General features: G+C 69.3%; 16 protein-coding genes and 2 pseudogenes. 9 read left to right on the top strand and 9 right to left on the bottom strand.

Annotation, left to right across the window (positions count from 1 at the left end):
- Positions 1-104: 104 nt before the first annotated feature.
- The gene (locus tag AB0C12_RS12720) at positions 105-839 is read right to left on the bottom strand and encodes a YetF domain-containing protein (RefSeq protein WP_360547228.1); all 735 of its coding nucleotides are present in this window, start codon (positions 837-839) and stop codon (positions 105-107) included.
- A 149-nt stretch (positions 840-988) separates the two neighbouring features.
- Between AB0C12_RS12720 and AB0C12_RS12715 the strand changes: the two genes are divergently transcribed.
- The 5 genes from AB0C12_RS12715 to AB0C12_RS12695 all read left to right on the top strand — a co-directional run bounded on the left by AB0C12_RS12715 (position 989) and on the right by AB0C12_RS12695 (position 4,438).
- Positions 989-1,384 carry a DUF1622 domain-containing protein gene (locus tag AB0C12_RS12715; RefSeq protein WP_360547226.1) on the top strand — a complete coding sequence of 132 codons (396 nt, stop codon included), beginning with the start codon at positions 989-991 and terminating at the stop codon, positions 1,382-1,384.
- Positions 1,381-1,683: a hypothetical protein gene (locus AB0C12_RS12710; RefSeq protein ID WP_360547224.1), complete on the top strand. Its 303-nt coding sequence runs from the start codon at positions 1,381-1,383 to the stop codon at positions 1,681-1,683. Before AB0C12_RS12715 ends, AB0C12_RS12710 begins: the two co-directional genes overlap by 4 nt.
- On the top strand, positions 1,680-2,087 hold the full coding sequence (locus tag AB0C12_RS12705; RefSeq protein ID WP_360547222.1) for a BON domain-containing protein: 408 nt from the start codon (positions 1,680-1,682) through the stop codon (positions 2,085-2,087). The genes AB0C12_RS12710 and AB0C12_RS12705 overlap by 4 nt, the downstream gene beginning before the upstream one ends.
- A gap of 40 nt (positions 2,088-2,127) precedes the next feature.
- The gene (locus tag AB0C12_RS12700) at positions 2,128-3,363 is read left to right on the top strand and encodes a cation:proton antiporter (protein ID WP_360548970.1); all 1,236 of its coding nucleotides are present in this window, start codon (positions 2,128-2,130) and stop codon (positions 3,361-3,363) included.
- Positions 3,364-3,463: 100 nt separating this feature from the next.
- Positions 3,464-4,438: a YihY/virulence factor BrkB family protein gene (locus AB0C12_RS12695; RefSeq protein WP_360547220.1), complete on the top strand. Its 975-nt coding sequence runs from the start codon at positions 3,464-3,466 to the stop codon at positions 4,436-4,438.
- 31 nt (positions 4,439-4,469) lie between these two features.
- On the opposite strand, the gene AB0C12_RS12690 is transcribed toward AB0C12_RS12695, so the two are convergent.
- A complete protein-coding gene (locus AB0C12_RS12690; protein WP_360547218.1) occupies positions 4,470-4,877 on the bottom strand; it encodes a four-helix bundle copper-binding protein in 408 nt (135 codons plus the stop codon).
- A gap of 243 nt (positions 4,878-5,120) precedes the next feature.
- Complete coding sequence (locus tag AB0C12_RS12685) at positions 5,121-5,453, bottom strand: STAS domain-containing protein (protein WP_360547216.1); 333 nt, start codon at positions 5,451-5,453, stop codon at positions 5,121-5,123.
- Positions 5,454-5,474: 21 nt separating this feature from the next.
- Between AB0C12_RS12685 and AB0C12_RS12680 the strand changes: the two are divergent.
- Positions 5,475-6,005, top strand: a pseudogene (locus AB0C12_RS12680) (STAS domain-containing protein); the annotation flags it as partial.
- 113 nt (positions 6,006-6,118) lie between these two features.
- Here AB0C12_RS12680 and AB0C12_RS12675 read toward each other — a convergent pair.
- Entirely contained in the window at positions 6,119-7,876 is a 1,758-nt protein-coding gene (locus AB0C12_RS12675; protein WP_360547214.1) for a protein kinase, read from the bottom strand.
- Positions 7,877-7,926: 50 nt separating this feature from the next.
- Entirely contained in the window at positions 7,927-8,430 is a 504-nt protein-coding gene (locus AB0C12_RS12670) for a hypothetical protein (RefSeq protein ID WP_360547212.1), read from the bottom strand.
- 168 nt (positions 8,431-8,598) lie between these two features.
- Between AB0C12_RS12670 and AB0C12_RS12665 the strand changes: the two genes are divergently transcribed.
- The gene (locus AB0C12_RS12665; protein WP_360547211.1) at positions 8,599-9,027 is read left to right on the top strand and encodes a response regulator; all 429 of its coding nucleotides are present in this window, start codon (positions 8,599-8,601) and stop codon (positions 9,025-9,027) included.
- Positions 9,028-9,316: 289 nt separating this feature from the next.
- On the opposite strand, the pseudogene AB0C12_RS12660 reads toward AB0C12_RS12665, so the two are convergent.
- From AB0C12_RS12660 to AB0C12_RS12645, 4 genes and pseudogenes are all read right to left on the bottom strand, one after another.
- Positions 9,317-9,406, bottom strand: a pseudogene (locus AB0C12_RS12660) (hypothetical protein); the annotation flags it as partial.
- A gap of 26 nt (positions 9,407-9,432) precedes the next feature.
- On the bottom strand, positions 9,433-9,984 hold the full coding sequence (locus AB0C12_RS12655; protein ID WP_360547209.1) for a hypothetical protein: 552 nt from the start codon (positions 9,982-9,984) through the stop codon (positions 9,433-9,435).
- Positions 9,981-10,295, bottom strand: coding sequence for a GlsB/YeaQ/YmgE family stress response membrane protein (locus AB0C12_RS12650; protein WP_360547207.1), 315 nt, complete (start codon positions 10,293-10,295; stop codon positions 9,981-9,983). The genes AB0C12_RS12655 and AB0C12_RS12650 overlap by 4 nt, the downstream gene beginning before the upstream one ends.
- 71 nt (positions 10,296-10,366) lie before the next feature.
- Positions 10,367-10,975, bottom strand: a complete 609-nt coding sequence (locus AB0C12_RS12645; RefSeq protein WP_360547206.1) for a copper chaperone PCu(A)C — start codon at positions 10,973-10,975, stop codon at positions 10,367-10,369.
- Positions 10,976-11,245: 270 nt separating this feature from the next.
- On the opposite strand from AB0C12_RS12645, the gene AB0C12_RS12640 reads away from it, so the two are divergent.
- Both AB0C12_RS12640 and AB0C12_RS12635 read left to right on the top strand, forming a co-directional pair.
- On the top strand, positions 11,246-11,470 hold the full coding sequence (locus tag AB0C12_RS12640) for a hypothetical protein (protein WP_360547204.1): 225 nt from the start codon (positions 11,246-11,248) through the stop codon (positions 11,468-11,470).
- Positions 11,433-11,873 (top strand): PRC-barrel domain-containing protein, encoded by a 441-nt coding sequence (locus tag AB0C12_RS12635; protein WP_360547202.1) that lies wholly within the window; start codon positions 11,433-11,435, stop codon positions 11,871-11,873. Before AB0C12_RS12640 ends, AB0C12_RS12635 begins: the two co-directional genes overlap by 38 nt.
- The last annotated feature ends 37 nt before the right edge of the window (positions 11,874-11,910 follow it).

The following is an 11,910-nucleotide window of genomic DNA, read 5'->3' as shown; positions in this document are numbered from 1 at the left end:
CGCCGCCCTGCGCCTGTTGTCCGCGGCCCGGCATCCGACCACCTGCCGGCGGCCTGCTCGGCACCCGTCCGCCCTGGCGTCGTGCCACGGTCCGCGATGCGTGGTCACGCGCTGTCCGGCGTCGACGCACCCCGGGGGTGGGCGGCGTCGACGTCCCGCAGTGCGGTGCGGCCGCCGGCCTGCTGTGCCGGGATGACGCTGAACGTGCCGTCGGTCTCGAGCACCACCGCGGCCACCGTGGCCAGATCACCGATGCCCTGCGACCGCACGGCCTGGAAGATCTCGTTGTCGGTGACCCGTTGCCGGCGCATCGCATCGATGAGCAGCTCGCCGTCGCGCAGCAGCAGCGTCGGCGCCGACTTGAGGGCTTCGCGCAGCGGCGACCAGCGTACCGAGAGCCAGGTGGCGGCGAACTGCAGGGCGATGAGCAGGATCAGCGCGGCGGCACCCTCGGTGAACGACACGTCGGTGGACAGCAGAATAGTCGCCAGCGTGGAACCAAGAGCCACCGTGACGACCAGGTCGAAGGCGTTCATCTTGGCCAGCGTCCGTTTGCCGGACACACGCAGGACGGCGATCAGCAGCACATAGGTCAGCACGCCGATGAGACCGATGCGCCCGAGGTCGGCCAGCTTGTCGAAGAACATGGTTCGTCTGTACCCCACCGGCGGAGTCACCGGTCGCTGCGGCGCAGGAAAATATGCGCCGAAGCTGCCGGCGAGTGCGGCGAAGACGGTCACCGAGTACAGCGCGACGATCACCGCGGCCAGGTGGCTACGGCCCAGAGGCTCGCCCGAGATGACCGACAGCGCCCCGTCCGGGTCGCGACGCAGAGGCATCCAGTTCAACCTCCGCGGGGACATCCGGATCTGGTCCTTCGACCTACTCGCCAGGCATGGTGTCGATGCCACCGCAGGCGGGGTTTCCGAGCGGGCCCTGGCCGGGCCGGCGATGCGTAATGCCGGTCTGAACGGGCAGTGCGTAAAGGATGACGGAGATCTTCGGCGAGGAGTGGCTGTCGCAGGCGGTCGACCTGCTGGTGCGGTTGGTCGAGGCAGCCGGCGCTTTGATCATTTTTGCGGGAGCCATGGTGGCCTTCATCCGGTTCGTCATTGTTGCCATCCGCGACCGGCGTACGGAGAGTTTCGTGCCGGTCCGGCTGGGCCTCGGCCGGTTCCTCGCGCTGAGGCTGGAATTCCAGCTCGCCTCGGACATCCTGCGGACCGCGATCGCCCCCACGCTACGGGAGATCGCCGAACTGGCGGCTGTCGCGGCGATCCGTACCGCGCTCAACTACTTCCTGGGCCGCGAGATCAAGGAAGAACGCGCTGAGCTGGCCAAGCGCCAGGGCGATGGCGCCGGCACCGCCGGGCCGCTGCGATGACGACCGCGGTGCAGTACGCCGTTCTCATCTGCGTGCTGGCCGGCCTGATCAGCGGTGTGGTGGCGGTCGCCGTCTCCCGGGACATCCGGATCGGGCTGCGCATCGCCCTCGACTTGTGGCTGGCCGCGGGTCTGCTGCGGCTGGCGCTGCCGCAGTCCGGCGACCAGTTGCTCGCCGCGGCGGTCATCATCGTCGTCCGGCAGCTGGTCGCCGCCGCATTGCGCCGACCGGCAACGCGGTCTGCGCAGCCGTCGGGGACGCGCCGGGACACAGCTACTGAGCTACTGCCCCGCGATTGAGAGACGGCGAGCCCGGCAAGGGGACATGCGCATGGCTCAGCATCGACACCCGGAGGTCTCCGATGATGCCGTTTCCGCCGTTCGACGGCTTTCCCGAGAGCACGCCGTCGGCACCGCGTCCGTTGCCCGCCGGCCGTCCGATGCCTGCGGACCGGGATCTGGCCCTGCTCGTCGCCGACCGGCTACGCGCCGCGCTGCCGCAACCCGGCCAGCGCATCGTGATCGAGGTGCAGAACCGGGTCGTGGTGCTGGAGGGGCTTGTCACGACGCCGGATCTGCGCCGGCTCGCGCATGAGCTGACGTGGCGGACCCCCGGTGTGCTCGACGTCTGCAACCGCTTGGCGTGCTGGGACGGCCAACCGGGAGACGGCGGGTGGGCCGACGACGTCAACGCCGAGTCGTGACAGCCCTCGGCCGGGCGGGAAGGGCGGCGCGGTGATCGACATGGTCCTGGCGGTGAGCGGGGTGCTGGGTGTTGCCGTGGCCGCGTTGTCCGGACGGATCCGCCGGCTGCCCGCGTCCGTGCCGATGCTCGCGATGGCCACCGGGCTGGTGCTCGGCCCGGCGGTCACCGGGGTGTTGCCCGTGCCGTCCCTGATCGAGGACCCTTCTCCTTATCACGAGGCAGGCCGGATCCTGCTGTCCGTGTCGGTGATGGCGGTGGGACTGCGCTACCCGTTACGGCAGGTGCGGCGACATTCGGGCACCGTCCTGGTCCTCCTTGTGCTCGGCATGCCGGTGATGGCGGCCGCCACCGCCGGCGTGGCCGGGGTGACCTTGGGCGTGGGCCTGGCCACCGCGCTTCTGGTAGGGGCCGCTCTGTGCCCGACGGACCCGGTGCTGGCCTCCGGTGTGGTCACCGGCGAACCGGCCGAGCGGGACATCGCCGAGCGCAGCCGGCAGGTGTTGTCGTTGGAGTCCGGTGCGAACGACGGCCTCGCTCTGCCCTTGGTGCTGGTCGCGGTCTCGATTGCCGGGCCGGTCAGCTTGGGCGCGGCAGTGCTGGAGTCGTTGTGGCAGGTGGTATCCGCCGTGCTGCTCGGCAGCCTGATCGGATGGGCAGCGGGGCGTGCGCTGAGGGCCGGCGAACACCATGGAGCAACCGAAGGGGCGCCCGTGTTGTTCTTGACGCTGCTGCTGGCACTCGGAGTGCTCGGACTCGGCGGACTCCTGCATGCCGACGGCATCCTGGCGGTGTTCGTCGCCGGGCTTGCCTTCAACGCGGCGGGCACGGGCGGGGAACGCAGCGGAGCGGCCAAGGTGGACGAGGGAGTGAACCGGTTCGTCGTCATCCCCCTGTTCCTGGCATTCGGGGCGGCCCTCCCGGTGGCCGCCTGGGCCGACCTGGGATGGCGCGGTGCGCTGCTCGTGCCCGGGGTGCTGCTGCTGCGCCGAATTCCCCTTCTGGTGCTGCTGCGTCGTCCCTTGCGGCTGGCATGGGCCGACTGCCTCTACCTGGGGTGGTTCGGCCCGGTGGGAGTGTCCGCGCTGTTCTACCTGACACTGGAAGCCGACCGGCTGCGAGTGGACCCGGCGGTGCTCGCCGCCGGTTCACTGGTCATGGCAGCGAGTGTGCTCGCTCATGGACTGACCGGCACACCGGGGCGACGGCTGTACGCCCGCGCCGCGCACCGTCGAGGGCTGAGCGTGGCGGGCCACCACGCCGACCATTCACGCTGATGACCGGCGGCTGGGAGTGCACACCATGGCACCACGGACCCGTCCGGCGCGCCGGACGACCGGTGCCCGTACGGCGATCCGGACGCGCTGGAGGTGACCGTTGATCAGCAGCCGATCCGAGCCGGAGACGTCCCGGGCCGCCACCGACTCGCCACTCAGTGTCGTACGCGGGTACGGGCTGCGCGCTTTCGCGCGGGAGACGTTCGCACGGCTGCGCTACAGCGACGGCTTCAGTCACGCCCGCGCACTGGCCCTGCTGCTCTGTCTGGCCGTGGTGCCGTTGCTGATCGCCCTGACCGGGTTGGCGGACGAGGTGGGCCTTGCGCAGGGCGGCAGAGTCATCGCCCTCACCACGCTGTCACTGACCCCCGGCCGCAGTGACGCGCTGGTCCGGCGTCTGTTGCTGGAGGAGAACTCCGGAGACGCCGGCGAGGCCGCCCTGGTGACCGGTCTCATCACAGCCGGGGTCGCGGTGACCGTCGCGATGGCGCAGATCGAAAGGGGAGCGAATCGCCTCTACGGCATCGGCCGCGACCGGCCGACAGGCCACAAGTACGGTCGTGCCGTCATGCTGGCGGTGGCGTCCGGGGCTCCGGCGTTCTGCGGCTTCCTGCTTGTCGTAGGCGGGCGTGGGTTCGGAACCGCCATGCAGCAGGTGTACGGATGGGGGACACCCTTCGAGCGGATCTGGACCCTGCTGCACGTACCGGTAGCGCTGATCCTGACCGTGACCGCCGTGGCCGCACTGTTCCGCTGGGCGCCGCGGCGGCGTCAGCCGTCGTGGAGGTGGCTGCTGCCCGGTGTTCTGCTGTCGACGTTGCTGTGGATCCTGGTCACCGCATTGCTCGCCGGCTACGTCACCAGCGGATTGTCCTTCAGCCAGGTCTACGGACCACTGACCGGGGTGGTGGCCCTTCTGCTGTGGGCCAATGCCGGTGGCGTGGCGCTGTTCGCCGGCCTCGCGTGCTGCGCCCAATTGGAGGCCTGTCGCGCCGGCGGCAGCGCGGGGCGGAGAGTCGCCGCTTCGGGCGCCAGAGCGAAAGGCGACGAGCACGCCGGTGGGTGCGCCGGCTGAGCCGGCGCACCCACCGCTGGAGCAGCCCGGCTCAGCTCATGCCGGCCAACAGGTCACGGCATGCCTGCTCACACGTACGGCAGGCGTCGGCGCACACCCGGCAGTGCTCGTGCATGTCGGCGTGACTCGCGCATTCGTCACCGCAGGCCTGGCACGCCGCCGCGCAGGCCTCCAGGAGCGTACGGCTGACGTTGGCGTCGTAGCCGGTGTGCCGGGACAGGACCCGGGCAGTGGTGGCGCAGATGTCGGCGCAGTCCAGGTTGGTACGGATGCACTTGGTCAGCTCGGCCACCATGTCCTCGCTCAGGCATGCGTCCGCGCAGGCGGTGCAGGCCTCGCTGCACCCAAGCAGCGCGTCGACGGCGGCGGCGAGCTTGTCGCGATCGAAGTTGATCTCTGCCGGGTACGTCTTCAGCATCGGCATGGTCGTGGTCGTCACGGTTATCTCCGTTCTGTCGGTTCCAACCCGTGTCGTGCCGCGTCTACCCGTCGGTGCAGCACCTCACTCGAGAAGAGCACGGGCGTGTCAGCGGCTCTGCAACGTTTCATCTCAGCGAGTTCACGACAGCTGCACGACTGCCGGGGTTCTCGCCGCCTGAATTCGGCAGGTGGACGCTGGGGGTGGTGGGGGCGGTCCGGTAGGCGTCGGCGGACTGGGCCCGGTGGTGGTCCGGGCCAACACCTAGCTCCGGTGACCGGTGCCGCGCATCTCCACGAGGTGTGCGGCTCGGCACACCTGCAGCACCCGATGCACCAGCGGCGTGGGATCGAGCAGAACGAGACGGCCCCCGTCGTGGCGCAGGCGTGTCTGCGCCCTGAGCAGGCAGCTGACCCCGGCCGCGTCGAGGAAGGCGCAGCGGTTCAGCTCGACCAGGACGCAGTCGGGGCGGGTCGCCGCTACGGCGTCGAAGGTCGCGGACACCGCGGCAACTGTCGCCATGTCGAGGTCGCCTGTCACCGCGAGCCGGACAGTGGAGACGGCGCAGGAGCGGGTGGGAGTTACCAAGATGCTCATCGTTCACCTCAACCTGCTCGGATGGACGCCTTCAGGATGCGGGGGCTGTCCGGCGAACGTTCGGCAGGAGGATGTCGGTTGGGTGACAAGGAGTGCCGATGTCTCAGGGCAGGCGGGTCGATTGTCATGCAACCGTCACGTAGGCGCCGGACCGCCGCCAAACCCGGGCGCGACAGTGGGTGGATGAGGATTGGGGTTCCGAAGTCTGCGCATCCGATCGGTCGAGCAGTGGTGACTGAAGTTGTGGAGTTCACCGAGGGCGCCGGCCGGCCTGCGATCGAACTGTCGGAGCATGAGGACACCGCCGTGGTCCGCTTACGCGGTCCGGTCGACGCCGCTTTGACGCCCAACTTGCGTGACGCTCTGACCTGGGCTGTCCGCCATCACACGGCAGTGTTCGTGGATCTGTCCGCGGTGTCGGCGGTCGACGACGCCGGACTCGGCGCGCTGATCCGGGCCCATCGGCGCGCTAGCAGCCTCGGTGCGGCTCTGTGCCTGATGGCACCGTCGCCGCCGGTGTTGCGCGCGCTGGACGCGCCGCGTCTCAGCGATGTGTTCACCGTCGTCGACGTCGCTCCCGCGGCCCCCGAGGACCTCGCTCCGGGACGGGCCGGTCACTACCGCAAACCCGGATCTGAGATCATCGGCGGCACTGAACGGGCACCTCAGCGTGCCCGTGGCTTTAGCCCTGTGCTCGGCGGCGTCGCGTCCGGCTCGGGCTGCTCGGCTTTGTCGCCAGAGCCGGTCGGGTGCGGCGACGCGGGGGTATCGTCGCTGCTGGACGGTTCCGGAGCCGCCGGCGACCCGGGTGCTCCGCCATCCGGCGGCCAGCTTGGGGAACCCGACGGGTCCTCGGGTGCCGACGACTCCACTGGTCGTGAGGATTGCCCGGATGAAGGGTGCGGCGCCGGGATCGGCGCGTCTGTCACCGTGTGGGACGCTGTCGTCGATGATGATGAACTCCGACCGGGATCATCTGTCTTGACCGTCTCATCGGCAGCACCACGCCCACCGGAGTGGTTTTCGGCGGTGGCTGTATCCGTCGGCCCGGGCGTCGAGGACGTCTGCACCCGGGTGACGGCCTGCGTACACGGGACACCGCCCACAGAGAACGCGCCGGGTACACCATCTTGCTGCTCATCGAAGGTGCCGCGGACCGTCATCGCCGCCTTCGCGCCGCTGGCCAGCCGGTCGGCTGCCGTCAGGGTCACGATGCGGCTCTGCTGTGACCATCGCGCCCCGGTCACCTCGGCGACGCGCTGACGCTGCGGCAGCCGGAAGCGCACGGACCAGTCCCGCAGGTCGCCGCCGCCGATGTTGGTGACCGCGAGACGTGCAGTGAACGAGCCGTCCGGCAGGCGCACGCTTGCGTACTCAGCCTTGCAGGCCGTCGCAGTGGCGAGACCGTCCTCTACCGGCTGCGCCTGAGCAGCGGGCTGCTGGTTGCCCACTCCGGTCAGCTGCACGGCCAGGGCGGCGCAGAGCGCGGCCAACAGAGCCGCGCTCAGTCCAGCGACCCGCCGGGGGCGGGTCATCCGGACGTCTGCCCGAGTGGCGGGTGTGGGTCGCGCCGGCGGACGAGCGGGCCGCTGCCGGGGCCGCAGAGCCGGAGCCGGCCGTACGAGCTCCTGCAACATGGTCGCGACCTCACGAGCACCCGGACGGTCGTCCGGCGAGGATGCCAGGCAACGCCGATACAACTGGACGAGATCGTCCGGCACCTCGTCCTGGTCCGGTAGCTCCGGTAACGGATCGCGGGCGCGCTCGGCCAGGACACCACCGGAGTTCGCCGGCCTCCACGGCGGATGGCCCGTCAGGCATTCGAACAGCAGCACGCCCAAGGCGAAGACGTCACCGGCGGGCAGAACCGGGCCTGGCCCCAGCTGCTCCGGAGGCAGATAGCCCGGCGTTCCCCAGATGCGACCGGCCCTGTCGGTGACGCCGTCGCCGGCTCCTGCCGCTACCCCGAAGTCGACGACCTTTGCCCCGGCGCGCGACAGCATGACGTTGCTGGGTTTGATGTCGCGGTGCACCAAGGCGTTCTCATGGGCTGCCGCCAGCGCGTCGGCAACCTGCGCGCAGACCGTGGCCGCTTCACGCCACGGCAGCGGGCCGGCCTCGGTGATGCGTGCCGCCAGCGTCGGGCCGTCGACGAACTCCATCACCAGGAACGGCTGCCGGCGGCCGTCGCTCAGCGTCTCGCCGTAGTCGTGAACCGCGGCGATGTGCGGGTGACACAGCCGGGCGGCGATCATCGCCTCCTGGCGAACGGCGTCCTCCGGGGGATCCTCGCTGAGCCCTGCCGCCAACACCTTGACCGCGACTGTACGTCGCAGCACCTGATCGTGTGCGCGCCAGACAGTCGCCATGCCGCCCCTGCCCACCGGCCTGTCCAGCCGGTAGCGCCCTGCGAGCAACGACATGCCACCTCCTGGAGTACGAGCTTCATGGGCCCGGTCAGGAGCCGGAACCTCTACCCCGTGCCGGTCGACGGGGGCTGGGAACCGGCCCAGGTGCGGACCTCGTCCGCGATCAAAGCCTTGCGGCTCTCGAAGCGGTGGTACACCCGCCGGTCGCCGAGGTCGTACCCGTCCTGGAAGCGGGAGAACGCGAAAACGACCACCGATCCGGTCACCGTGACCAGATCCTGTGTCCGCACAGGCGTCGCGCTGAGAATCAGCAGTCCCCGTTCGGGCAGGTCCGCGTCGTACACGGTGAAAGAGTGGGGCGACGACACGCCGGTCACCACGGCGGTCACCGTCAGCCGGTCGCCCACGTCACTGGCTTCCATCGTGTCCAGTGCGGGTTTGGACGAGGACTCCGGTGCCGCCTGCGCCGTGTTGTCGAACGCGCCGCAACCGGACACGGTTACGCATGCCAGCAAAGTGAGTGCCGACGACAGCCTTGCCGCTGCGCGTCCGAACCGTCCTGCCATGAGACCTGCCTGCCTGCCTGTCGACGTCCAGGTGATGCTCAAGCAGAACGGTAAGAGCCCAGCTGCGCGAAGCGCACACAAGTCCATGTCAGCTTCGTGACGACTCACCGCGGACTCGGCGTCATCCGATTGTCATGATGCCGTGCAGGCGCTGTGTGAAAGAGAATCTACGGTCGTTGGAATGCTCGCCGACCACCTCAGGCAAGACCGTTGACAGGGGCCACCACGGTCGAGTTCCTCCTGGTGCAGGATGATCCGGCGGAGGAGCTCTACACCCGCGAGACGTTCGAGACCTACAAGGTCCTGAACCGGGTCCATGCGGTTCACACCGTGTCGCAGGCGCAGGCCTTCCTGCGCCGGGACGCCCCGTACGCGCATGTCCCGGTACCGGACGTCATTCTGCTCGACCTCAACCTTCCCGGCCGCGACGGCCGCCATCTTCTTCGTTACCTCAAGAATCATCCGGCGGCCACGGTACCGGTGATCCTGCTGGTCGACTCGCCTGTCGCCGAGGGCATCCTGCGCCGCGAGAACCTGCCGGTGCAGGGCTACGCCACCAAACCGGTCGACCTCGCGTGCCTGAGCAGCGTCGTGCGGTCGTTGGACTCCGTCGCCTTCGTGGTCCTGCGGGTGGAGTGACATACATCAGCCGGCGAAGATGTGTCTTGTCGCGGGGCCGTATCACCGGCCGGATCGGTGTTGATCCGCTGCGCAGAGCTCGGACGATCGGTGTCGGCGGGCGCGTCCGTGGCAGTGTCGTCCTCGCTTGCGCTGTCGGGGCCGGCCCCGGGCTGGCTCCCGGCCGGATCCCGGTCTTGAAAGCCGAGGACCGCGTGAAAGGCCAGCGCACAGGCGGGCACCGTGATGAGGCCACCAGGGCCGCCGCCGCACCGGCCACCGTCGCGCCGATGATCGGTACGAAGGCAGCGAGAAACGTCAGTACCGCCAAGGACAACGCCAAGGGCACGTCAAGCAGGAACAGCGCCGCACCGATACCCAGAGCATCGATTGCGGCCACCGCGACGATGCCGTGGGTGTAGGACGTCAGCGTCCGCCAGGCGGCATGACGGGCACGATCCACAGCCCGCTACGAGGCGGACGGCGCGAGGTCGACCAGCCAGGACCACATCCGGTCGCCGTCGCGCACGAAGAAGAACAGGACGACGACCGCCACCAGGCGTCGAGCCGGCTCTGGTTCAGGCCTGGCAGTGCACTCACCAGCGTCTCGCGCGACCGGTCGGCGCCCTGGACGATCTGCACCTGCGGATTGTCGAGCCGGCCTGACGCGCGGTACCCGAGGAAGTAGAACGCGGCGCCGATCAGAGCGAGCAGACCCGCGACGCTCAGCAAGGCCGCCAGGGACCGCGGCATCCCCGCCCGTTTGAACCGGTCGGCCAACGGTGCGATCAGTGCGGTCAACAGCACTGCGGCGACGACCGCCATGGTCAGCGGCGCGACCCGCACCAGCATCCGGATCAGCACGTAACCCGCCACCGCCAGGACCAGTACGGCCGCAGCAGCCTTGCCGGCCCGCAGCAGGCGCCGGTACGGTGTCGACCCGGCACCGTCGCTGACCGGATCCACAGCCCGCCTCAAAGCTGTCTGCCCGGCTCGGCGCCGGCGGTGTTGTCACGACGTCGGCGCCGTGATGGCTTCCGATCGGCCACAGTCGCGACCAGAACGACTGCGCAGAGGCCGAAGACAACCTGGACGATCAGCGCGCCCGGGCTGAACTGGCCGATGCCGAGGCCGGCAATTCTCGCGACTAGCGTGCCGAGCAGGACCGCAGCGATCGCCGTTGTCGGCGTCACCCACAACGGCACACGTCCACGCGGCACGACGAGCACCCCGCCGAAACCAAGGGCGAGCCCGAGGGCCAGGGCGGTGACGAGATTGGTCGGCGTCATGGTGATCAGTCCTTCCGGTAGGCGGGACCGAGCCTCAGATGGCCGCAGCACCGCTGGGCCGGGCCCGTAGGTCAGGATGCGGACGGCGTCACGGCGGCGGCGCTAGCGGACGGGTCCGCCGACGGGCCGGCGTAACACCGGTTGCTCGGCTCCGGCCGGACAGCGTTGCTGGGCTGTACCAGCGCTTGCACGGTGACGGAACCGGCACGGTCGAAAGCGAACGTCACCGGGATGGTGCTGCCCGCGAGGATCTCCCGGTTCAGCGCCATGAGCTGGACGTGATAGGCGTCGAACGGGGGAACACCAGGAGGCGCCGTCGCCGGGTTGGGTTGTACCGGCCGCAGCGTCAAGGCCGCAACGTCGGTGCCGGTGCCGTCACAGTCGGCATCCCAGCGGATCTGCGTCGTGCCGGCGACCGGGCTGCTCACCGAGCGCAGCACATCGGCCGTCGGTGCTTCGTTGAAAACCGTGAACCACAGCCGGGCCTCGTCCCCTGGCCGGTACCGCACGTCGGATGGGGCATCCACATGCACGCCGATCAGCCGTATCGGACCGACGCGCGCGTTGGTGCCCATGAGGCTTTCCTGGAACGGCGCCTGGGGATCGCCAGGGACCGCCTGCGGATCTTCGGTCTGGCACCCGCTCGCCATGGCTGTCACGACGAGCGTGACGACGGCCACGATCGCTGCTCTCATCTTCATCATGGCGGGGGCCTACCCCGTTGCATGAGGGGCCATAGCGCGAGAGGCCGCGGATACCGCATCTGATCGGACGTGGTGGATCGTCGGTGAATCGTCATGGATCTGCGGCGGCTTCGCCATGTCGCGGACCGAGGCTGGAAAACCATGACCGGACAGCGAAACGACAGATGATGATCACGTCCATGTCTCACCCAGCGTGCCCCATGGAGACAGCCGATGCGTAGCGGTGGACGGCTGCGATTCGCCGTCATGGTGATGCTGCTGCTCACGCTGCTGTGCTTACCGGTCGTGATCGTGCAGCAGAACTGGGCCGGGCTTGCGGTGGTCGTCCTGGCGCTGCTGGTCTCCACCCGCGAGGTCATGGCCGCGATCCAGCACGGCAGGACCGACCAGCGGGCACGGACGCCGCCACAGATATCACGAGAGGATCGAGACAGTGACCAACCATGCAGCACAACTGCTGAAGCTCAGTGACACCGATCTGATCATCGCGAATCCGGCGGAGGACATCCGCGGGCGCACAGCCAGGGACGTCAACGGCGAGAAGATCGGCAAGATCGAGGACCTGCTCATCGACAACGAGACCAACGAGGTCCGGATGCTGCGCGTCGAGCACGGCGGGGTGCTCGGCTTCGGAGCCACGCCGTCATTCGTACCGGTGGAGGCCATCAGCCGGATCACCGACGAGGACGTCCATCTGCGGCGGGCCGGCGCCGAGGTCGCCCAGGCGCCACGCTATGAGCCGGAGCTGACGGACGAGAGCGAGTTCTACGGCCAGGTGTACGGCTACTACGGGTACCCGCCCTACACCACGTCGGGCATGGCCTCCACCCTGCCTTACCCCATGGTCGCCACCCGTGGCATGGGCATGTACTGACCGCTCGAGGTGCCGGGCCGCGGACGCCGCGGCCCGC

Origin of the sequence: Actinoplanes sp. NPDC048967 (assembly GCF_040649415.1) — a bacterium.
Lineage (GTDB): Bacteria > Actinomycetota > Actinomycetes > Mycobacteriales > Micromonosporaceae > Actinoplanes.
The sequence above is the reverse complement of the archived record's forward strand: the minus strand, read 5'-3'. Positions and strand labels throughout refer to the sequence as shown.

Excerpts from the sequence above, each read along its gene's own strand:
- AB0C12_RS12685 (WP_360547216.1), bottom strand. The coding sequence starts at position 5,453 with ATGAGCATCTTGGTAACTCCCACCCGCTCCTGCGCCGTCTCCACTGTC.
- AB0C12_RS12675 (WP_360547214.1), bottom strand. The coding sequence starts at position 7,876 with ATGTCGTTGCTCGCAGGGCGCTACCGGCTGGACAGGCCGGTGGGCAGG.
- AB0C12_RS12715 (WP_360547226.1), top strand. The coding sequence starts at position 989 with ATGACGGAGATCTTCGGCGAGGAGTGGCTGTCGCAGGCGGTCGACCTG.
- AB0C12_RS12650 (WP_360547207.1), bottom strand. The coding sequence starts at position 10,295 with ATGACGCCGACCAATCTCGTCACCGCCCTGGCCCTCGGGCTCGCCCTT.
- AB0C12_RS12720 (WP_360547228.1), bottom strand. The coding sequence starts at position 839 with ATGCCTCTGCGTCGCGACCCGGACGGGGCGCTGTCGGTCATCTCGGGC.
- AB0C12_RS12710 (WP_360547224.1), top strand. The coding sequence starts at position 1,381 with ATGACGACCGCGGTGCAGTACGCCGTTCTCATCTGCGTGCTGGCCGGC.
- AB0C12_RS12700 (WP_360548970.1), top strand. The coding sequence starts at position 2,128 with ATGGTCCTGGCGGTGAGCGGGGTGCTGGGTGTTGCCGTGGCCGCGTTG.
- AB0C12_RS12640 (WP_360547204.1), top strand. The coding sequence starts at position 11,246 with ATGGTGATGCTGCTGCTCACGCTGCTGTGCTTACCGGTCGTGATCGTG.